This window comes from Brucella sp. NBRC 113783, assembly GCF_040372265.1.
In the GTDB taxonomy this organism is placed as follows: domain Bacteria; phylum Pseudomonadota; class Alphaproteobacteria; order Rhizobiales; family Rhizobiaceae; genus Brucella; species Brucella teleogrylli.
Genome location: NZ_BAABRX010000008.1, coordinates 103,672 through 124,123 on the forward strand (window position 1 = coordinate 103,672; position 20,452 = coordinate 124,123).

Below are 20,452 nucleotides of genomic sequence, written 5' to 3' on the forward strand. Positions count from 1 at the left end.
TGTTCGCACCCATCAAGACAAGAATTGGAGAAGCCGCGTGAGCGACGACATTACCAGCGAAGCCCAAACCATTGCCGTCGGCCAATTGCGTGCCTTCATCGAGCGCATTGAGCGCCTCGAGGAAGAAAAAAAGACCATCGCCGACGATATCAAGGAAGTTTACGCGGAATTGAAGGGTTCGGGGTTTGACAGCAAGGTCGTGAGGACCATTATTCGTCTGCGTAAAAAAGAAGACCATGAACGTCAGGAAGAAGAAGCGATGCTCCAGCTCTATATGGACGCGCTTGGCATGGGCTGACCCAAAGCTCTACCCGGAGCTTTTACCCCTTCTTCCTGAAATCGGAACCCGGCGGATCACGCCTGATTCGCATTCAGAGGAAGGGGATTGGGTCCATGGAATATAAGAAGCTCGGACGTACCGAACTGAAAGTTTCGCCGCTCTGTTTCGGCGGCAATGTCTTTGGATGGACGGTCGATGAAGCGACGTCGTTTTCGCTGCTCGACCGTTTTGTCGATGCAGGACTGAATTTCATCGATACGGCGGACGTCTATTCCGCCTGGGCAAATGGCAATGTCGGCGGCGAATCCGAAACCATCATCGGCAACTGGCTGAAATCCCGCGGCTTGCGCGACAGGGTCGTCATCGCCACCAAGGTCGGCTCGGAAATGGGGCCGGACGAAAAGGGGCTTTCACCCGCTTATATTCGCAAAGCCGTGGACGCCTCCCTAAAACGGCTGCAGACCGACTATATCGATCTTTACCAGTCCCATTGGGACGATCCTGAAACACCGTTCGAGGATACGCTCGGAACTTATAAAGAGCTGATCGATGCGGGCAAAGTGCGCGCCATCGGCGCGTCCAACCTGACGCCGGAGCGGCTAACGGAAGCGCTGGACGTTGCAAAACAGCACAACCTGCCGCGCTACGAAACCTTGCAGCCGCTCTATAATCTTTATGACCGGTCGGGGTTCGAGGATGGGCTGGAAGCCATCTGCCGCGACAATGAAATTGGCGTCATTCCCTATTACGCGCTGGCCGCCGGTTTTCTGACCGGCAAATACCGCTCTGCCGACGATCTTGGCCAGAGCGCTCGCGGCAAGTCGGTTGAGAAATATCTGACGGATCGCGGATCGCGGATCATCGCCGCGCTGGACCAGGTGGCCCGCAGTGTCGACGCCACGCAGGCGCAGGTGGCCATCGCCTGGCTGGTTGCTCACCCGTCGATCACTGCGCCGATTGCCAGCGCCACGCGCCTGACCCAATTAGGAGAACTGATCAGCGCCGCCGAGCTGAAGCTCAGCAAAAACGATCTGGCCCTGCTCAACAAGGCAAGCGCTTAAAAGTCCTATCCAGTTGGCATATATGTCGGCCAGGATGAGGCGAAAATGGTGATTTCCGAGACCCGGAGCGCAGCGTACTCAATGTACGTGAGCACCGGAAGCGTCGCAAATTGCCATTTGCAGACCATCCTCGTCGACATATCGGCAGGTTCGATTAACCTTCAATCTCCTCGCGCAGCATTTCGAGTTCCAGCCACTCTTCTTCCATGGCCGCGTTCTCACTGCGCTTCTTTTCCAAAAGATCGGCGGTCTTGGCGAAAAGCGTCGGGTCCTTGGCGTAAAGCTGCGGATCGGCAAGCTTGCCTTCGAGCACGGTGATTTCCTTGCCCAAGGCGTCCATCTTGCCCGGCAGCGTTTCCAGCGCGAATTTCTGCTTGTAGGAAAGCTTGCGCTTTTCCTCACGCTTCGGCTGCGAAGCCTCGTCACCGCTGTCGTCGCTCTTATCGCGGGCAGTCGCTGTCTTCACGTTGCGACGCTCCAGCGCCTGTTCCTTGCGCTGCGCCATCATGTCGGCATAGCCGCCCGCATATTCCAGCCAACGGCCATCGCCTTCCGGCGCAATCACCGATGTCACGGTGCGGTCGAGGAAATCGCGATCATGGCTGACCAGAATGACCGTGCCCGGAAAACCCGCCACCAGTTCCTGCAACAGATCCAGTGTTTCCATGTCGAGATCGTTGGTCGGTTCGTCGAGGATCAGCAGATTGGCCGGACGGGCCAGCACACGGGCCAGCATCAGACGCGCTCTTTCGCCACCGGAAAGTTCGCGGATCGGCGTGCGCGCCTGTTCCGGCTGGAACAGAAAATCCTTCATGTAGGAAACGACATGGCGCTGCTCGCCATTGATGACGAGGTTCTCCCCACGCCCATCGGTCAGATAATGCGACAGCGTCTCATCCAGATTGAGACTGTCACGCTTCTGGTCAAGCTCGGCCATTTCCAGATTGACGCCCAGCCGAAGCGTACCGGAATCCGGCGCAAGTTTGTCAGTCAGAAGCGAAAGCAGCGTGGTTTTTCCGGCACCATTCGGTCCAACCAGACCGATCCGGTCGCCGCGCTGTACGCGGGTCGAGAAATCCTTGACCAGCACGCGGTCGCCATAGGCCTTGTTCAGCCCCTTGGCTTCGATCACCAGCTTGCCGGATTCCTTGGAATCGCTGGCGGTCAGAACCGCCGTGCCTTGCGCCTTGCGGTGGTTGCGGAAATCGGCGCGCATGGAATGCAGTTCGCCAAGGCGGCGCATATTGCGCTTGCGGCGCGCCGTCACGCCATAGCGCAGCCAGTGCTCTTCACGGGCAATCTGGCGGCCAAGCTTGTGATGATCGCGCTCTTCCTCTTCCAGAACCTTGTCGCGCCATTCCTCGAAATGACCGAATCCCTGCTCCAGACGGCGTGTGATACCACGGTCAAGCCAGACGGTCGCGCGGCTGACATTTTCCAGAAAGCGACGGTCATGCGAGATCAGCACGATAGCCGAACGGATCTGGCGCAACTCGCCTTCCAGCCATTCGATCGTCGTCAGATCGAGATGGTTGGTCGGCTCGTCCAGCAAAAGCACATCAGGCTGCGGCGCGATCACACGCGCCAGCGCTGCGCGGCGCGCTTCGCCACCTGAAAGATGATCCGGATTTTCTTCGCCGGTCAGGCCCAGATGCTCCAGAAGATAGGTCACGCGATGCGGATCGTCGGTCGGTCCGAGTCCCGCTTCGACATAGGCGCGCACGCTGGCAAAACCGTCCATGTCCGGCACCTGCGGCAGATAGCGAATCGTCGCGCCCGGATGCTTGAACACTTCGCCCGAGGTCGGCTCGACCATGCCTGCGGCGATCTTCAACAACGTGGATTTGCCAGAACCATTGCGCCCGACCAGCGCGATGCGGTCGCCCTCGCTCACCGAAAGGCTCGCATCCTCCAGAAGCGGCGTGCCGCCGAAGGTGAGCTTGATCTGGTCTAGACGAAGGAGCGGTGGTGCCATGGTTCTTCTGAGGCTTTCTGGGCGGTTCGCGCGATGGGCTTTGAAATTCCGCCCTGCTTGTCCGCGACAAAAGCCGTTCTGTCAAATGGATCGATAGGAAAGAGGCATGAAAAACAAACAGGCCGGGTTTCCCCGGCCTGCCGTGATTGGTTTTCAAGCCTAAGCTGGCTCAAGCTCTGCGAGCTTGCCGAGCTTAGTAGCGCGAACTTATTGGCAACGCGCTTCGTAGATGCGGCCGTAATTGTCACGATAGCGGCAGTACTGCACGCCATTGCGCGACTGGGCAGCGCCCACCAGCGTACCGGCGACAGCGCCGATCGCTGCACCCGTGAGAGCGCCACGGCCATTGCCGCCAATTGCACCACCGGCGAGAGCGCCGATTGCTGCACCGCCAACGCCGTAACCAGCCGTACGCTGTTCGTTGGTCGTGCAGGCTGCTGTTGACAAAGCGAGCACCCCGGCAACCGCAATCATGGAAAGACGTGATTTCATCAAACAATCTCCTGTCAAAGTTGACATTTCAGGTGCCGATTTTGCGTCCCCAATTTCGGCGTTAGCGAATTTACCCGCTTGCTGCATTTGAAATACGTTTCGCTATCGAGCGTCAAGCCTTTTCAATCGGTAAGGTTAGCGGCACACTGTTGGCGTGTTCAGAACTTAAGTTTGCGACAAGTATCGCTAAGCCAGAACGCACAGTAATACGAAGTGTTCCACGCACTATATTGGAAACAGTCCACGAAGAACCAAAAGGCAAGGTCACGTTGTCTAACGGCCACTCGGCATTTGTGATTGAAAGTCCGTCCAAAGCCGAGAAACTGATGACGCTGAACAGCGTACCATCTGGAAAATCATAGGCAAATTCGCCGGATGTCACCGGCCAGGCTTCTTCCGCACCGCTGGAAAGAAAGACGTTCCGCCCCTTTTCCGCCTGCGCCGTCGCCATGGTGAGATGCAGAAGCGTGTGATCGGTGCGCTGTCCGCCGAAAGCGCCGCACAAAATGGCGCGCGTTGCGCCACGGGCAAACGCTTCCTCGAAAGCCAGTTCACCGTCCGTCATGTCCTTGGCGCGGGGAAATGTCTTTTGCGGCACATGCGCATATTGTTCAACGAGCGCTTGTGGCGTCGAATCGAAATCGCCAAGCCAAAGTTCTGGCTCGACGCCCAATGCCGCCGCATGACGAATGCCGCCGTCGGCGGCAAGAATGCGCGCGCCAGCTATCTGCTGCCGCAGCCGTTCGGTTACGACGAGATCGCCGCCGAGAAGGATGACGAATGTGCTCATAAGTCGCTCATATCATGGGCGAATCGCAGCCGGAAGTCCGTTGTGCCCGACTTGTCGATGGTTTTGCCTCTCTTGCCCTTCACGGCCTGACATATTAATGTCGCAACGCTCTAACGGGGTGCCATCGGCGCAAGCAGATGGCTGAGAGGCTTTTCAAAAAGCCAACCCGCCGAACCTGATCCGGTTTGCACCGGCGGAGGGATTAGATGCTGCTCTGCGGCACGATCCCGAAAAGTTGCAGCTTCAAGTTCCAACCTTTCGGTGATGATTGTGTTCCTGAACCCAAGCGGCGCTATATCCTTTTAACTTGATGAAAGGACGTGCCGTTATGCGGCTGTTATCTTTGCTGGCCTTCTCTTTCGCGGCAGCGGTAAGCCTTACGCCCGCAGCGCAGGCGAAAGATAAGCTCACCATCTACACCTATGACAGTTTCATTTCCGAATGGGGCCCCGGTCCCAAGGTGAAGGAAAGCTTCGAGAAGGAATGCGACTGCGAGATCAACTGGGTTGCTTCCGCCGATGGCGTGGCGCTGCTCAACCGGCTGAAGCTCGAAGGCGGCAACACCAAGGCCGATATCGTGCTGGGTCTCGACACCAATCTGACCACGGAAGCGCGCGCCAGCGGCTACTTTGCGCCAAGCGGCATCGATCTTGGCAATGTCAGCGTGCCGGGCGGCTTCAAGGACGATATTTTCGTACCCTATGACTATGGCTATTTCGCCATCGTCTATGATTCGGAAAAGTTGCCCAATCCGCCCAAGAGCCTGAAAGAACTGGTCGAAGGCGACCCGTCGCAGAAGCTCGTGCTTCAGGACCCGCGCACCTCGACGCCCGGCCTAGGCATGCTGTTGTGGATGAAGTCCGTCTATGGCGATCAGGCGGACGACGCCTGGCAGAAGCTGCAAAAGCGCATTCTCACCGTCACGCCGGGCTGGTCGGAAGCCTATGGTCTCTTCACCAAGGGTGAAGCGCCGATGGTGCTCTCTTATACCAGTTCGCCCGCCTATCATGTCATCGCGGAGAAGACGGATCGCTACAAGGCGTTGGCCTTTCCGGAAGGCAATTATCTGCAGATCGAACTGGCCGCCCAGACGACGACCGGCGCCAAGAACCCGCTGGCGCAGAAATTCCTCTCCTTCATGACCGGCCCCGGCTTTCAGGATGTGATTCCCGAAACCAACTGGATGTTCCCGGCAGGCAAGACCTCGACGCCGTTGCCCGCCGCATTCGACGCTTTGCCGAAGCCGGAAAAGACCCTGCTCATTCCATCCGACGAGGTTGCGAAGAACCGCAAGGCCTGGGTCGATGAATGGCTGGCAGCCACCAGCAAATGATAAACGCTCCGGCAAGCAAAGCTACGCACCCCACCCCCGCGATGAAACCCATCGCGGGGGCTTTGGCGTTGGCTTTCCTTGCCGTGCTGGCCGGTGGTGCGCTCGTCGCACTTGCCTTTGAGGCCAGCGGCGGCTTCGATGCCGCCGCAAATTTCGATGCCTATCTCTGGCGAACCGCCCGTTTCACCATCACACAAGCCATCGCATCCAGCCTGCTTTCGGTCGCCTTCGCGATCCCCGTTGCCCGCGCCCTCCATTCGGAAGCGCATTTTCCCGGACGCGGCCTTATCCTGCGGCTTTTCGCTCTGCCGCTCGCACTGCCTGCCCTCGTCGCTGTGCTGGGTGTGACCAGTATCTATGGCCGCAACGGCCTCATCGCTCATATGTCGGACGCCGTGGGATACCCTTTCCAGCCGGATATCTATGGCATTACCGGCATTTTGATCGCGCATGTGTTCTTCAACATGCCGCTGGCAGTGCGGCTCATCCTCGCCGCCTATGAATCGATACCCGCCGATTACTGGAAACTCGCGGCCCAGCTTGGCATGGGCAACCGCGCCCGTTTCCGGCTGATCGAGTGGCCGGTTATCCGCCGCAGCCTGCCCGGCATGGCGGGGCTGATCTTCATGCTCTGCGTGACGAGTTTTACCACCGTGCTGACGCTCGGCGGTGGCCCGCGCGCCACAACGCTGGAAGTGGCGATCTATCAAAGCCTGCATTTCGATTTCGACCCGGCGCGTGCGGTTGCGCTCACCGCCACCCAGCTCGGCCTGACCTTGTTGATCCTGCTGGCCTTGCGTCTGACCGGTCGTCCTTCCGAAGAAGGCTTTACCCACACGGCAACACCACGCCGCTACGGCAAGCCTTCCGGGGGCGAATGCCTGTTCAACATCGTCGCCATTCTCATCGGCTTTCTTTATGTCGCCTTGCCGATTGCCGGCGTGGTCGTGTCTGGCCTCGCTGCCGACCTCGCCCGCCTGCTCAGCGAAAGGACCGTCTGGCGGGCCATCGTCACGAGCCTTGCGCTCGGTTTTTCTGCCGCCACTTTGTCGGTCATCCTTTCATTGGCGCTGGTTTCAGCGCGGGAAGCGGTCAGGAGCAACCGGATAGCCAGCCTGTTCGATACCGGCGCGAGCCTCATTCTCGTCATGCCGCCCATCGTGATCGGTGCAGGATGGTTCATCTTGCTTCGCCACATCACCGATCCCTTCACAATTGCGCCGGTGATGGTGGTGACGGTCAACGCGGCCATGGCCATGCCTTTTGCCGTTCGCCTGCTGCGCCCGGCCTGGGATACGGCAGCAGCGCGCCACAACCGGCTTTGCGCCCAGCTTGGTATTCAGGGCTTCAACCGGCTGCGGCTCATCGACTGGCCGTCGATCCGCAAGCCTTTCGGCATGGCCTTCGCTTTCGCCATGGCGCTTTCCATCGGCGATCTTGGCACAATCGCACTGTTCGGCAGCGATGCGCTGATGACCCTGCCCTATCTTCTCTTGCAGCGCATGGGCAGTTACCGCACATTCGATGCCGCCGGTCTGGCGCTCATTCTGGGGCTTCTCTGCCTTGGTCTGATGATGCTTGCCGACCGTGCTGCCATATCCCGGAAAGTGAATTTCAACGCATGACTGCATCCGCCGACATCCGCCTTACCGACGTGCGCTTCAGCTATGGCGAAACCGCAATGCGCTTCGACCTGACGATCGCGGGCGGCGCCATTGCGGCCATTGTGGGCCCAAGCGGCTCGGGAAAATCCACGCTCCTGAACCTCATTGCCGGTTTTGAGACGCCCTCATCCGGCACCATTGCCATCGGGGGTGTCGATGTGACCCGACTGCCGCCGCCGGAGCGGCCAGTTTCGATGGTGTTTCAGGAAAACAACCTGTTTGCCCATCTCACCGTCGCGCAAAATATCGGCCTTGGTCGCGCACCAAACCTGAAACTGACGGATAGCGACCGCGCAGCCATCGCCGAAGCGCTGACCCGCGTCGGCCTCAAGGACAAGGAGCAGCGCAAGCCCGAAGCCCTGTCCGGTGGCGAACGCCAGCGTGTGGCGATTGCCCGCGCACTTGTTCGCGAACGCCCGGTGCTGCTGCTGGACGAAGCCTTTGCATCGCTTGGGCCAGCATTGCGCCATCAGATGCTCGATCTCGTCAATGAATTGCGCCGCGAAACCGGCATGACTGTGTTGATGGTTACGCACACGCCGGAAGATGCGCTCTATCTCGATGCGCAATTGCTGTTTATCGAAAATGGTGCGGTTGCGGCGCAAGGCCACGCTCGCGACCTCCTGTCGGAGACTGGACCTGAAGCGCTGCGGCGCTATATCGGTGACAAGCGCGGGTAAATCTCAAATAGAGTTACGGTAGCGGACATATTTTGTTCGCAATCCGCCCGGAAGAACCGTATTCAACTCTATTGGGCCGCTTGTACGTCTGCTGGTCTGTGACTAGATTTGCGGACGACCTGATGATCTATGAATCGCGAGGATAAAATACTGTTCCGTCACAAGACCCGTATCCGGGCCTCCCTGTGTCTTCCAGTCTCCCTGCCAGAACGGGCGCAGCGCAATTGGCGGAAAGCAGCCATTGGCTTTGGCTTGTTTGCTGTCGCCTTGATTTCCGGCTGCCAGTCGATCAATTCCAGCAAGGATCTCGGCTTGCAGCCATCGGACAATCCGGTGACGGTCGATAATGTGACGCGCAACGACAAGCTGGCGCAGATCGGCGCGCAACAGCATCCGCGCATCCTCGCCACCTATGGCGGCGAATATAAGGACCAGCGGCTGGAGCGCATGGTCGCGAAGATCGTGGGCAAGCTCACGACCGTTTCCGACAAGCCGGAGCAGACCTACCGCATCACCATTCTCGATTCGCCCAACATCAACGCCTTTGCCCTGCCCGGCGGCTATCTTTATGTGACGCGCGGCCTGCTGGCGCTCGCCAATGATTCCTCGGAAGTCGCAGCCGTAATCGCCCATGAAATGGGCCACGTCGTCGCCAATCACGGCATTCTGCGGCAGGAAAAGGAAGCGGAAACCGAGATCGCCGGTCGCGTGGCCAGCGAAGTGCTGCATAATGAATCGGCCAGCCGTGAAGCGCTCATTCGCGGCAAGCTGCGGCTTGCCCAGTTCTCGCGCAATCAGGAACTGCAAGCCGATGCCATCGGCATCAAGATGATCGGCGAAGCGGGGTATGATCCATTCGCCTCGGCACGTTTCCTGCAGTCGATGGAAGCCTATACCGGTTTCCGTTCCGTATCGGGCGCGACCGATGCCAGCCTCGACTTCCTCGCGAGCCATCCGGCAACGCCGCAACGCATCGAACTGGCGCTCGGCCATGCCCGCCGTATCGGCGCGCCGGGCGTCGGCACAACCGACCGTGATTCGTTCCTCAATGGCATTGACGGGCTGCTTTACGGCGACTCGCCCAATGAGGGTTATATTCGCGAACAGACCTTCATCCATCCGAAGCTCGGCGTAACGTTCCGCGCGCCTGACGGCTTCACCATCGACAATTCCGCCACCGCGGTCATGGCGAGCGGTCCCGGCGAAGTGGCGATCCGGTTTGACGGCGCATCCCTGCCATCCGGTTCCAGCCTCACCGATTATATCAAATCGGGCTGGGTCACGGGGCTGGATGAAAGCTCCATTCAGTCAACCACCGTCAATGGATTGCCAGCCGCAACTGCACGTGCCGCTGCCGACCGCTGGCAGTTCGACATCGTGGTGATTGGCGCAAACGACAAGGTCTATCGTTTCCTCACCGCCGCGCCAAAGGGCAGCACCGCGCTGCTTCCGGCCTCGCAGACGGTGACGCAGTCCTTCCGTCTTCTGACACCTGCCGAGCAGAACGCCATCAAGCCGCTGCGCATCCGCGTTGTGACGGTGAAACCGGGTGACACCATGGCGAGCCTTTCGTCACGGGTTCAGGGCACCACGCGCAAGCTGGAACTGTTCCGCCTGCTCAACGCCATGCCAGCCGGCGCCACCGTCTCGGTCGGCGACCGCGTGAAAATCATCAGTGAGTAACATGGAAACCCGCATCGACGCCCTGCTTGCAGGCCAGATCGCTCCGCTCGGTCCCCGCAACGCGCCAAGCGCCATCGACAAGCGCCCCGTCACCGGCAAGGTCCGTGTCACATCGGTCGGGCTGGATTGCGATAAGCAAGGCGACCGCAAGGTGCATGGCGGGCCGGAGAAGGCGCTGCATCATTATCCTCGCGATCATTACGCCCTGTGGCGCAAGGATATCGGCGACAATCACCGCCTCGGCGCAGCAGGCGCTTTTGGCGAGAATATTTCCACCACCGGCCTCGACGAACACAACGTCGCTGTCGGCGACCGTTTCCGTTTCGGAACCGCGCTAGTCGAAGTGTCGCAAGGACGTCAGCCCTGCTGGAAGCTTAATGCGCGTTTCGAAACGCCGGACATGGCAATCCGCGTCCAGAAGACCGGACGTACCGGCTGGTATTATCGCGTGCTGGAAGAAGGGGAAGCGGAGACTGGCGACAGCATAGTGCTGGTCGACCGTCTTTCACCGGAATGGTCGCTGCACCGCGTCTGGCATCTGCTTTATGTTGATATGCTGAATTACGACGAGCTGGCGCTCATGGCCAATATCCCGCATCTGGCTGATAGCTGGAAGCGCTATGCGGTGCGCCGTCTGGAAAACCGCAAGGTCGAAGATTGGACAAACCGCCTCGAAGGCGACAAGTCCTGACCCCAAAAGAAAGGGCGGTCGAACCGCCCCTTTTCTTGCGTTGCCTGATTTATCCGCTTCTCAAGCCTGATAGGCTGCCAGTTCATGCTGGCTGAGCAGAGCAATCTTGAGCTTTTCCAGCGCGCGGCTTTCAATCTGGCGCACACGTTCCTTTGAAATACCGAGCTTTTCGCCCAGCGCCTCCAGTGTCACGCCATCATCGTCCAGACGCCGCTCGCGGATGATGTGCAGCTCGCGCTCATTGAGCGAGTGCAGCGCCACATGCAGCCACTGGTTCCGGCGTTCCATATCGATGGAGCTTTCGGCAACTTCATCCTGAAGCGGATGATCGTCGACCAGAAAGTCCATGCGCCGCGAAGCCCCGGACTCATCATTGTTGACCGGAGCGGACAGTGAGCTGTCAGGCCCGGACAGGCGACTGTCCATGAACTCCACATCGGTGGCCGAAACGCCAAGCTGATCCGAAATCTCGCGATAGATTTCGGCCTTGGTCATGCTGTCGTCAGCTTGGGCAAGTCTCGAGCGCAGACGGCGAAGGTTGAAGAACAAGGCTTTCTGCGCCGAGCTCGTGCCACCGCGAACGATGGACCAGTTGCGCAGAATATAGTCCTGCATGGATGCGCGGATCCACCAGGAAGCATAGGTCGAGAAGCGCACCTCCCGGTCCGGGTCGAAACGGGCGGCGGCCTCCAGAAGACCGACGTAGCCTTCCTGAATGAGATCATTCATCGGCAGCTTGAACTTGCGAAAACGCCCGGCCATGGAAATCACAAGGCGCATATGCGCGGATGTGATGCGATGCAGGGCATCCTGGTCTTTCAATTCTTTCCAGCGAATGGCGAGAGCCCGCTCCTCTTCGCGCTCCAGATAAGGAGCCGACATTGCGCTGCGGATCATGGATTGGGAGGATGAGGCTGGCGTTGGGAGATTACGCGCAGCCGGAAGCATGCGAGGTGCGGGAACTGCGGAAGAACTGCTTATTGATGACGGCTTCATCTGGTTCTCCTGTTCTGAACTGGCACCCTTCTGGACGCCAGGCTGAAGGATATGCCAGTTACACGAAGAACAATTGAACACTTACATAAGTCGTTCAGAACGCCCTCTCGGAACAGTCTTGAGGCACACGTTCAAACGCCGCAAAACAGACCCATTACGAACTGGTATCTTTTCACAACGCGCGAAAAGCGATCTGGTTCCCTTCGAAAAGTATAAATATCTGACAACGCTGACAAAAGCCGGCTGGGGTAAACAATCGCTTGAGAAAACAATTCCACTTTGAAGCAAATATTCGCCACCGCCCAACATAATCAGACCAGCGTGAAACGAGGCGCTTTGAACAGCACAAATAAAAAACCCGGCTTTCGCCGGGCTTTTTAAACATCAAGAAAAGCAAAACTTATGCAGCTTCGACTTCATCGTCTTCAAGGTCGGCTTCAGCATCGGCCTTGCCGCGCTTCGGACCCTTGGCCAGATTGGCTTCGATCAGACGGACAGCTTCGGTATCCGACAGCTTGTTGACGGCTGCGATTTCGCGAGCCATGCGGTCGAGCGCAGCTTCATAAAGCTGGCGTTCCGAATAGGACTGCTCCGGCTGGTTTTCGGCACGGAAAAGATCGCGCACGACTTCCGAAATCGAGATCAGATCGCCGGAATTGATCTTCGCATCATATTCCTGCGCGCGGCGCGACCACATGGTACGCTTCACACGAGCACGACCTTGCACCACCTTCAGAGCACGCTCCACATAATCCGTTTCCGACAGCTTGCGCATACCGATGGTTGCGGCCTTGGCGACCGGAACCTTCAGACGCATCTTGTCTTTTTCGAAATCGATCACGAAAAGTTCAAGCTTGTGACCAGCCACTTCCTGCTCTTCGATCGCTACGATCTGACCAACGCCATGAGCCGGATACACAATCGACTCACCGGTCTTGAAACCACCACGGATTGCGGATTTTTTCTGCTGGGATGACATACGCTTCAATACTCCCTGTTGTGCCCGGCGCGACCCGCCGGTTGACACATGATACCCGACCGCACTTCTGAGAAGCGCGGAAGCTGTTGTCGGCGCCAGAGCAAGTCGATCTCATAAGCAGATCGGCACTCTGAGCCGCTGTTAGGCGCATTTATGCGGCGTCAGATGCTTTTCATCTGACTGCAACATGCGATGAACCGGAAACGCCTCTAACGGCAGATTTTCTCTAACGGGCAAGAAAAGGAGCAGGAACGGAATGGTGTTGCGGCGCATAAAACCGCCCTGAGAAGCCAACAACTTTTCAGGACCTTGCGTTTGATCGCAATCATCCACCCCGGTGCCAATTTTAGCCCGGTAAAAAACATCAGCCTTTCTGAGAAAAACGCTTTTGCGCCACGAATTGACGTCCAGTCACCGAAATTATTGGTGCAGGCTAACACAATTTCGCGAAAGAATCAACAAATTGCCAGATATGTCTCGTCTGGCAACTCAATACACCTGTTTTGCCGGTGCTTTCCCGTGATTTTATTCGTCTTTTGCCGCCTTCGTGTAGAAAAAGCAAGTGAAAGGCAAAGCTAATCTACATGCGATGACAAGACGATAGACGGGCCTTTGGGCCTAGTCGCCGCTGCCGGGCTCCGGGGAGAAATGGTTTTCGAGCTTGCCCGTGACGCCGTCCATTTCCTTGGCTTCCGGCATGGCATCTTTCTTGACGGTGATATTGGGCCACTTCGCCGCATATTCCGTATTCAGCTCCAGCCACTTGTCGAGGCCAGGCTCAGTATCCGGGCTGATCGCTTCGGCAGGGCATTCAGGCTCGCACACGCCGCAGTCGATGCATTCATCAGGATTGATGACGAGCATGTTCTCGCCTTCATAGAAGCAATCGACCGGACAGACCTCGACGCAGTCCGTATATTTGCAGCGAATGCAATTATCGGTCACGACATAAGTCATCGTCGAACTCCTGTTACCGCCCCTCTTCCCGAGTGGAGGCTTGTCTATCCTGTTTATTTGCGCCGATATTTCGACAGGTCCATGGGAATGGCTGCGTCACGGAATATCTCGCCACGACATCACGACCCATGGAGCAATCCCGGATCATCCGACCCTTTTCATCGCCATGTTCTTCGTGACACAGCGTGAGGTAGCGATTTTATCTCTCTCTGACAAGGGTGCAATCGCCGCATTGTAAGCATAGGCCACACAGCAGAAACGGCTTTTCGTCTCAATCCCTAAGCGTAGAAAACACTTTCGTCAAAACACTTTACGGCGCAATTTCCATCGCAGCTGTCTTCAACGCTGCGGCAACGCGTCCAGATCAAATCCCGCGCAGACGGTCCGTATCGCGGCGTTCTTTCTTGGTGGGGCGTCCCGCGCCGCTTTCGCGCTGCGGCAGGGCAGCCGCCGTCATCTCGGACGAAGAGGCTGGCGCTGGCGACAAATCTTCATAGAGAAGCTGGGCTTCCGGAGCAGGACCACGCCGCTCGCCGGGCAGAAGCACTTTGTAAACGAGGATGCGGCGATCAAGCGTGATGGTCAGCACATCGCCGATTTTCACCTGATGAGCGGCCTGCTCGATCTTATCCCGGTTGACCCGGACCTTGCCGCCGACGGCGAGTTTCGCCGCCAGCGATCTTGATTTGACCACGCGCGCGAATAACAGCCACTTGTCGATACGCTGTCTTCCGCTGTGTTCGCCGGTCATCTTACTTCTTCATCTGCTCCTTGAGAGCCAGCAGCTTGGCAAACGGCGAGTCGGGATCGATCCGTGCCGGACGTTCCTGTTCGAAACGCTTGTTGCCATTAGACGCGCCATGGGGGGCAGCGTGATCGCGCTTCGGCTGGCGATCACGACCGCCACCGTCACGCGGCTTGCCCTTGAAGCCTTCGCGCTTGCCCTGACCTTCGCCGTCATGGTTGTGGCGCTTGTTCTTGTCGAAACGCTTGCCGCCACGCGCATTTTGCTCGTCGCCGCCTTCGGACTTGCGCGCCTCGTTTTGCTGGCCGCGATTGTGCTGGCCACCATGACGCTGACGGTTGTTCTGGTCCTGATTGCGGCTACGACCTTCGAAACGGCCCTGACGCCACAGGAGAACCGGCTTCGGCTCTTCCGCAACCGCGTCACCGGCAGGTGCAGCGGCTTCAGCAGCAGGCGCTTCCGCCACAGGTGCGGTCTCTTCGGCCTTCACTTCAACAGCGACAACCGGCGCAGGCACCGGTTCCGCCGCAGGCACGGCAGGCTTTTCCGCTTCCGCTGCAACAGCAGAAACGGCAGCGCCTGCATCCTTGGCGGCAGCTTCGGCAGCGAACGCATCCAGTTCCGCAAGCTTGGCGGCAACATCGCCAGCTTCCATCGCCTCATGGCGATAGCCCAGGCTTTTCAGGATTTCTTCCATGTCTTCGGTGGTCGCACCGAGGATCGACATCATGGCAGGCGTGACGATGAAACGTCCGCCGTCATAAGCGCCATCCGGACGCGTACCCGAACCCGGACGCCAGGCCAGAGCCGGACGGATGAGATCGGCAAGACGCTCCAGAATATCGATGCGAACCGCACGACGGCCCAGCACACGATAGCCTGCCAGACGATAGAACATCGGATCGAAAGCCGGATCGACCACAACTGAGGTACGACCAGCGGCCAGAACATTGACCACATCGCCGTAACCGGCACGCTCGCGGCCATCGTTCTTCAAGGCCCAGAGCAGCGTGATGAGACCGGCGGGAGCCGGCTTCAGCAGCATGGGCATGAACACGTGATAGGCGCCGAAGCGCACGCCGAGGCGACGCAGTGCCGCACGCGAATCCTGATCGAGACCGCGCACTTCCTCCACCACCTCACGGCGCTGGAGAATGCCGAGATTCTCAACGATCTGGAAAGCGAGACCGCGCGTCATGCCGGTCAGCGCATCGGCGCCGGCCAGATCGGTCAGAGGCTTCAGAACGGTTTCGATGTGGTGAGCCACGAAACGATCGATGCGCGCAGCAACCTTGTCCCGTGCCGGACCGGTGAGCTGTTCGTCGGCAAGGATCACCGTGCGCGGCTTCATAATGTCGTCACCGGCGACCAAAGTTGCAACGGTTGCACCGACCCAGCGCAACACACCGTCCGAACCAAGTGCGAAGTCTCCGTTGGGAGCAGCCGCAAAGCGCTCCGCACGGCGATCGAACTCGGCGGCCAGCGCCTTTTGCGCAGCCGTCTTCACCGCCTTCGCGTCTGGCCCCTCGGCCTGGACGTCGGCGGTGAAACGGAATCCTTCCAGTTGCCCAACATTGTGGCCTTCGACACTCACGTCTCCGGCCGGGCTGATTTCTGCTTCAAGCATGGCATTCTCTCTCAGGCGCCTCATAAGCACGCTTGTCCTGCGGTCTACAAAGCGTTTCGTCAACCTTTCATGAAGCGCGTCGGACAATCTGTCCTCTATTTCGCGCGTCTTTTCCTGCCAGTGTGTCGGATCGGCAAGCCATCCGGGCCTGTGCGACACAAAAGTCCAGGTTCGAATTTGCGCCACGCGGTGCGACAGAGTGTCGATTTCCCCCTCTGTACTGTCGGCGCGGCGCACCTGTTCGCTCATATAATCTTCATCGACGCTCCCTCGGCGCACTAGATCCTGATAGATAGACGCAATGATATCGGCATGTTGTGCCGGTGCGATCTTACGATAATCCGGGAGTGCACAGGCATCCCACAAAAGTTCAATCCGCGCCGGTGTTGTCGCGAGGCGCACAATCTCTCCGTCTTTCGACAGATTTTCAAGCGCCTGCTGGTCGACAGCCGGCAAAGCCTTGGCCAGCCCCTCGACTGGTGCCGGTGTTTCCAGTGATCGGCGCAAGGCTTCAATCGACGAAAAGTCGAAACGCTCCGTGCGCCATTGCAGCACTTTCACCGGATCGAAATTATGCGCTTCCACCCGTTCGACCATCTCGTCGTCGAAGGGCTGCACCTGCCCCGTCACGCCAAATGTGCCATCGCGAAGATGACGACCGGCACGACCGGCAATCTGCCCCACTTCGGCTGGCGTCAGATCACGGAACTGATAGCCGTCGAATTTGCGGTTCTGCGCGAAGGCCACATGATCGACATCGAGATTGAGCCCCATGCCGATGGCATCGGTCGCGACCAGAAAGTCCACATCGCCGGACTGATAAAGCTCGACCTGCGCATTGCGTGTGCGCGGCGACAAAGCCCCCATGACCACCGCAGCCCCGCCGCGCTGGCGACGGATCAGCTCGGCAATGGCGTAAACCTCGTCGGCGGAAAAAGCGACGATGGCCGAACGGTTCGGCAAGCGCGTGATCTTTTTGGAACCGGCATAGGCCAGATGCGACAGGCGCGGACGCGTCACCACATTGATGCCGCGCAGGAGCTTTTCCAGAATGGCGCGCATGGTGGCGGCACCGAGCAGGAGTGTTTCCTGCCGTCCGCGCAGATGCAAAATGCGATCTGTGAAAATATGCCCGCGTTCCAGATCGCCCGCGAGTTGCACCTCGTCGATGGCGACGAATGCCACATCGGTGCGGCGCGGCATGGCTTCGACGGTGCAGACGGAATAACGCGCAGTGGGCGGGACGATCTTTTCCTCGCCCGTGACCAGCGCGACATTGGCGACGCCCACCCGCTCCACGACACGATTATAGACCTCACGCGCCAGAAGGCGCAGCGGCAGGCCAATCATGCCGCTGCCGTGCGACAGCATGCGCTCGATGGCGAGATGGGTTTTGCCTGTATTGGTCGGCCCCAGCACCGCAGTCACGTCGCGACCGCTCAAGCTCAGCGGCAAATCATGGGCAGGGCGTTGGTTCATGCCAATAATTGATTCCCGGTACAAGCACCCCAACATGCAACTGGGGTGCCGATTGTCGTGTGTTGCGATAGCACTATACGACCTTGGCCGAAAGCGCTCCTGTTAAGTTTAAGCCGCCCGAGTTTTTACAGAGGCAGCCTGACAGTTTTACCAAACGCCCGATTTTAACAAAGGGTCCAATTTAACGAATAGAACGACTCTGGAACGAATCGGCTACGAATCGCTGACTCTGATTCCTTCGCCTTTTGTTCACGGCAACATATGGTAACCGGATTGTCGATAGGCACCATATGCTGAGTCTCCCATGCGCAACGTCCTGACATAAACAGAACAAAACACCATCGCCGTTAACTTTTGACCAAAGCGCGTCAAGAGTGAGCGATGACAGTTTGAGCAGCTTAAAGAAAACTTAACAATTCCTAATAGTTGGTTATCGAAAATCAAGCCGCCAAAGCCGTTTTCATTAACCTTCAGGCCAAAGCCGGAACGAATCGGCGACGAATCGGTGATCGATCAATTTTCCCTCTTTGTTCTCACCACATCTGGTAGGCTTTTGCCAAACCGCACCATATTGAAACATCAGCTGACGCAACGATACACCCTAAAACGAACAGAGAAGGCGTTTGGCGTTAACCTTTGAGCGGGTAATCCAAAACAGCCCTATCCCTCATTCGCTATCAAACCTGTGTTTGCGGACATAAAAAGGCAGGCTGCAGAAACCCACAGCCTGCCCCTAAGATAAAGCCTGATCGGTAAGTTGATCAGTCGCGCTCGACACACATGGCAACGCCCATGCCACCACCGATGCAGAGTGTCGCGAGACCGCGCTTGGCATCGCGGCGTTTCATTTCATAAAGCAGCGTGGTCAGCACCCGCGCGCCGGAAGCGCCAATTGGATGACCGATAGCAATTGCGCCGCCATTCACGTTGACGATTTCCGGGTTGAGACCCAGATCACGAACCACGGCGCAGGATTGCGCGGCGAAAGCTTCATTGGCTTCCACCAGTTCCAGATCGGCCACCGTCCAGCCAGCCTTTTCCAGCGCCTTGCGCGTGGCTGGGATCGGACCCGTACCCATGATCGAAGGATCGACGCCAGCCGTTGCCCAGGAAACGATGCGCGCCAGCGGCTTGACGCCACGCTTGCTTGCCTCCTCGGCTTCCATCAGCACGACTGCCGCAGCGCCGTCATTGAGGCCAGATGCATTGCCCGCCGTCACCGTGCCTTCCTTGTCGAAAGCTGGCTTCAGCTTGGTCAGCGCTTCGAGGGTCGCGCCCGGACGAATATATTCGTCGGATGAAACGACAACATCGCCCTTGCGCGTCTTGACGGTGAACGGGACGATTTCATCCTCGAACTTTCCGGCCTTCTGCGCCGCTTCCGCCTTCTGTTGGGACGCGAGCGCGAATTCATCCTGATCGGCGCGGGTCAGTTGCCACTGGCGCGCAATGTTTTCTGCGGTGATCCCCATGTGATAGCCATGAAACGCATCGGTCAGTCCGTCCTTGATCATGGTGTCGATCATTTTGAAATCGCCCATCTTCACGCCGCCGCGCAGATGCGCGCAATGCGGCGCCATGGACATCGATTCCTGACCGCCAGCGACGATAACTTTCGCATCGCCCGACTGAATCTGCTGCATGCCGAGCGCAACGGCGCGCAGGCCCGAGCCGCAAAGCTGGTTGATCGCAAAGCCCGTTGCTTCTTTCGGGCAGCCAGCCGCCATAGCAGCCTGACGCGCCGGGTTCTGCCCCTCGCCTGCCGTCAACACCTGTCCGAGAATGACTTCATCGACATCGTCAGCAGCAACGCCCGCCCGTTCGAGAGCCGCCTTGATGACCGTTGCGCCCAGCTCATGGGCGGGAACAGTGGCGAAAGCACCGTTGAAGGAGCCCACCGCCGTACGCGCGGCGCTGGCGATAACGATAGCTTTCGGATCGGTTGCGGCAGTCATGCTATTCCTCCGTGACAAACTGTTGCGACAGAGAAAAACCAAAAAGCGCGCCTTGGCAAGGACTACATCAAACCTTCAGCAAAGCGAAAAGCTGTTTCTCCGAAAAGGAGGTACTTTAGCGGATGCGGATCATCCGACAGGCGCTAAACTAGCTGCATTGAAACAGGAGAGTTCCCCATGGTCCAACTCACGCTCGATCAGGCCAATTCCATCATCGCGACGGCCTTTGCCAAGGCCGCCGAACTGAAGCTCAAGCCGCTGGCGGTCTCGGTTTTCGATGCTGGCGGCAATCTCAAGGCGTTTCAGCGTCAGGACGGCACGTCGATCCTGCGCTTCGAAATCGCATCCGGTAAGGCTTTCGGCGCTCTGGCGGTCGGAAGTGGTTCGCGCTGGCTGCACAATCAGGCCAAGGACCGCCCGCATTTTCTGGAAGGTCTTTCGGGCGTCTCCGGCGGCAGAATCGTGCCTGTGCCGGGCGGTGTCATCATCAAGAATAGCGATGGAGAAATTATCGGCGCTGTCGGTGTTTCAGGAGATACGTCCGACAATGACGAAGCTGTCGCGATCGCGGGTATAGAAAAGGCAGGCTTTGCTGCGGATGCAGGCTGAGCACAAAATGAGAAAGGCCGCGAAATACTCGCGGCCTTCACATCGCATCAGTTATCCCAGATTATTGAGCGCGAAATGCGTAATGGCCGTGGCGCCATCTTCGTCCAAATGCCCATTCAAACTGGGTGTATCTGACATATTCGTTGAATGAAATTCATTATAGCTCGCATTGTCGATTACATCGAACAGTGAAACGACGCAGCTGAATGAAATTCCAGAGTTTAAAATTGCAGATTTGAAATATTCTTCCATTTTCATAACCGATAAATTTATTAAATAAACAACATACAATTGATAATATTGACCGTAAATGCGGCTTAATTTTGTTTTTTTATCAAAAGGTAAAAGTAAATATTAACTATATTACGAACCTCAACAATTTTTCAAAAAAATCATAAAAGAAAACGCCGCTCCCGGTTTCCCGGAAACGGCGTTTTTGAAACCTGTCTGCTAGCC

At 57.9% G+C, this 20,452-nt stretch carries 18 protein-coding genes and 1 riboswitch; of the genes, 9 read left to right on the forward strand and 9 right to left on the reverse strand.

The features are described 5' to 3' along the window. Positions 1 to 37: 37 nt before the first annotated feature. Positions 38 to 298 (forward strand): DUF2312 domain-containing protein, encoded by a 261-nt coding sequence (locus ABWW11_RS20460; protein ID WP_061348000.1) that lies wholly within the window; start codon positions 38 to 40, stop codon positions 296 to 298. A gap of 95 nt (positions 299 to 393) precedes the next feature. After that, positions 394 to 1,341 (forward strand): aldo/keto reductase, encoded by a 948-nt coding sequence (locus ABWW11_RS20465; RefSeq protein ID WP_109369781.1) that lies wholly within the window; start codon positions 394 to 396, stop codon positions 1,339 to 1,341. Positions 1,342 to 1,495: 154 nt separating this feature from the next. On the opposite strand, the gene ABWW11_RS20470 is transcribed toward ABWW11_RS20465, so the two are convergent. From ABWW11_RS20470 to ABWW11_RS20480, 3 genes are all read right to left on the reverse strand, one after another. Further along, positions 1,496 to 3,316, reverse strand: coding sequence for an ABC-F family ATP-binding cassette domain-containing protein (locus ABWW11_RS20470; RefSeq protein WP_109369782.1), 1,821 nt, complete (start codon positions 3,314 to 3,316; stop codon positions 1,496 to 1,498). 207 nt (positions 3,317 to 3,523) lie between these two features. Further along, complete coding sequence (locus ABWW11_RS20475) at positions 3,524 to 3,808, reverse strand: YMGG-like glycine zipper-containing protein (protein ID WP_109369783.1); 285 nt, start codon at positions 3,806 to 3,808, stop codon at positions 3,524 to 3,526. 112 nt (positions 3,809 to 3,920) lie between these two features. Continuing rightward, entirely contained in the window at positions 3,921 to 4,598 is a 678-nt protein-coding gene (locus ABWW11_RS20480) for a thiamine diphosphokinase (protein ID WP_109369784.1), read from the reverse strand. A 104-nt stretch (positions 4,599 to 4,702) separates the two neighbouring features. Beyond that, a riboswitch (TPP riboswitch) is annotated at positions 4,703 to 4,817 on the forward strand. 109 nt (positions 4,818 to 4,926) lie between these two features. On the opposite strand from ABWW11_RS20480, the gene thiB reads away from it, so the two are divergent. The 5 genes from thiB (at position 4,927) to ABWW11_RS20505 (ending at position 10,649) form a co-directional block, all read left to right on the forward strand. Beyond that, positions 4,927 to 5,931 carry a thiamine ABC transporter substrate binding subunit gene (thiB, locus tag ABWW11_RS20485; protein WP_109369785.1) on the forward strand — a complete coding sequence of 335 codons (1,005 nt, stop codon included), beginning with the start codon at positions 4,927 to 4,929 and terminating at the stop codon, positions 5,929 to 5,931. Next, positions 5,907 to 7,556 carry a thiamine/thiamine pyrophosphate ABC transporter permease ThiP gene (thiP, locus tag ABWW11_RS20490; RefSeq protein ID WP_371830923.1) on the forward strand — a complete coding sequence of 550 codons (1,650 nt, stop codon included), beginning with the start codon at positions 5,907 to 5,909 and terminating at the stop codon, positions 7,554 to 7,556. The genes thiB and thiP overlap by 25 nt, the downstream gene beginning before the upstream one ends. Beyond that, positions 7,553 to 8,275, forward strand: a complete 723-nt coding sequence (thiQ, locus tag ABWW11_RS20495) for a thiamine ABC transporter ATP-binding protein (protein ID WP_109369787.1) — start codon at positions 7,553 to 7,555, stop codon at positions 8,273 to 8,275. Before thiP ends, thiQ begins: the two co-directional genes overlap by 4 nt. Before the next feature lie 252 nt (positions 8,276 to 8,527). Continuing rightward, complete coding sequence (gene cdlP / locus ABWW11_RS20500) at positions 8,528 to 9,958, forward strand: cell division protease CdlP (RefSeq protein ID WP_109370315.1); 1,431 nt, start codon at positions 8,528 to 8,530, stop codon at positions 9,956 to 9,958. A 1-nt stretch (position 9,959) separates the two neighbouring features. Further along, on the forward strand, positions 9,960 to 10,649 hold the full coding sequence (locus ABWW11_RS20505; RefSeq protein ID WP_109369788.1) for an MOSC domain-containing protein: 690 nt from the start codon (positions 9,960 to 9,962) through the stop codon (positions 10,647 to 10,649). Between the two features lie 60 nt (positions 10,650 to 10,709). Here the strand turns inward: ABWW11_RS20505 and ABWW11_RS20510 are convergent, their stop codons facing one another. The 3 genes from ABWW11_RS20510 to fdxA form a co-directional block, all read right to left on the reverse strand. Continuing rightward, the gene (locus ABWW11_RS20510; RefSeq protein WP_109369789.1) at positions 10,710 to 11,645 is read right to left on the reverse strand and encodes an RNA polymerase factor sigma-32; all 936 of its coding nucleotides are present in this window, start codon (positions 11,643 to 11,645) and stop codon (positions 10,710 to 10,712) included. A 400-nt stretch (positions 11,646 to 12,045) separates the two neighbouring features. Then, complete coding sequence (locus ABWW11_RS20515) at positions 12,046 to 12,624, reverse strand: CarD family transcriptional regulator (protein WP_109369790.1); 579 nt, start codon at positions 12,622 to 12,624, stop codon at positions 12,046 to 12,048. A gap of 618 nt (positions 12,625 to 13,242) precedes the next feature. After that, positions 13,243 to 13,581, reverse strand: coding sequence for a ferredoxin FdxA (gene fdxA / locus ABWW11_RS20520; protein ID WP_109369791.1), 339 nt, complete (start codon positions 13,579 to 13,581; stop codon positions 13,243 to 13,245). A 40-nt stretch (positions 13,582 to 13,621) separates the two neighbouring features. Between fdxA and ABWW11_RS20525 the strand changes: the two genes are divergently transcribed. After that, complete coding sequence (locus tag ABWW11_RS20525; RefSeq protein WP_124915889.1) at positions 13,622 to 13,819, forward strand: hypothetical protein; 198 nt, start codon at positions 13,622 to 13,624, stop codon at positions 13,817 to 13,819. A 126-nt stretch (positions 13,820 to 13,945) separates the two neighbouring features. Here the strand turns inward: ABWW11_RS20525 and ABWW11_RS20530 are convergent, their stop codons facing one another. The 3 genes from ABWW11_RS20530 to ABWW11_RS20540 form a co-directional block, all read right to left on the reverse strand. Then, positions 13,946 to 14,332 carry an RNA-binding S4 domain-containing protein gene (locus tag ABWW11_RS20530; protein WP_319080534.1) on the reverse strand — a complete coding sequence of 129 codons (387 nt, stop codon included), beginning with the start codon at positions 14,330 to 14,332 and terminating at the stop codon, positions 13,946 to 13,948. A gap of 1 nt (position 14,333) precedes the next feature. Next, complete coding sequence (locus ABWW11_RS20535; RefSeq protein ID WP_124915890.1) at positions 14,334 to 17,432, reverse strand: helicase-related protein; 3,099 nt, start codon at positions 17,430 to 17,432, stop codon at positions 14,334 to 14,336. Positions 17,433 to 18,193: 761 nt separating this feature from the next. After that, the gene (locus ABWW11_RS20540) at positions 18,194 to 19,387 is read right to left on the reverse strand and encodes an acetyl-CoA C-acetyltransferase (protein ID WP_109369794.1); all 1,194 of its coding nucleotides are present in this window, start codon (positions 19,385 to 19,387) and stop codon (positions 18,194 to 18,196) included. A 177-nt stretch (positions 19,388 to 19,564) separates the two neighbouring features. On the opposite strand from ABWW11_RS20540, the gene ABWW11_RS20545 reads away from it, so the two are divergent. Further along, positions 19,565 to 19,996: a GlcG/HbpS family heme-binding protein gene (locus tag ABWW11_RS20545; protein WP_109369795.1), complete on the forward strand. Its 432-nt coding sequence runs from the start codon at positions 19,565 to 19,567 to the stop codon at positions 19,994 to 19,996. The last annotated feature ends 456 nt before the right edge of the window (positions 19,997 to 20,452 follow it).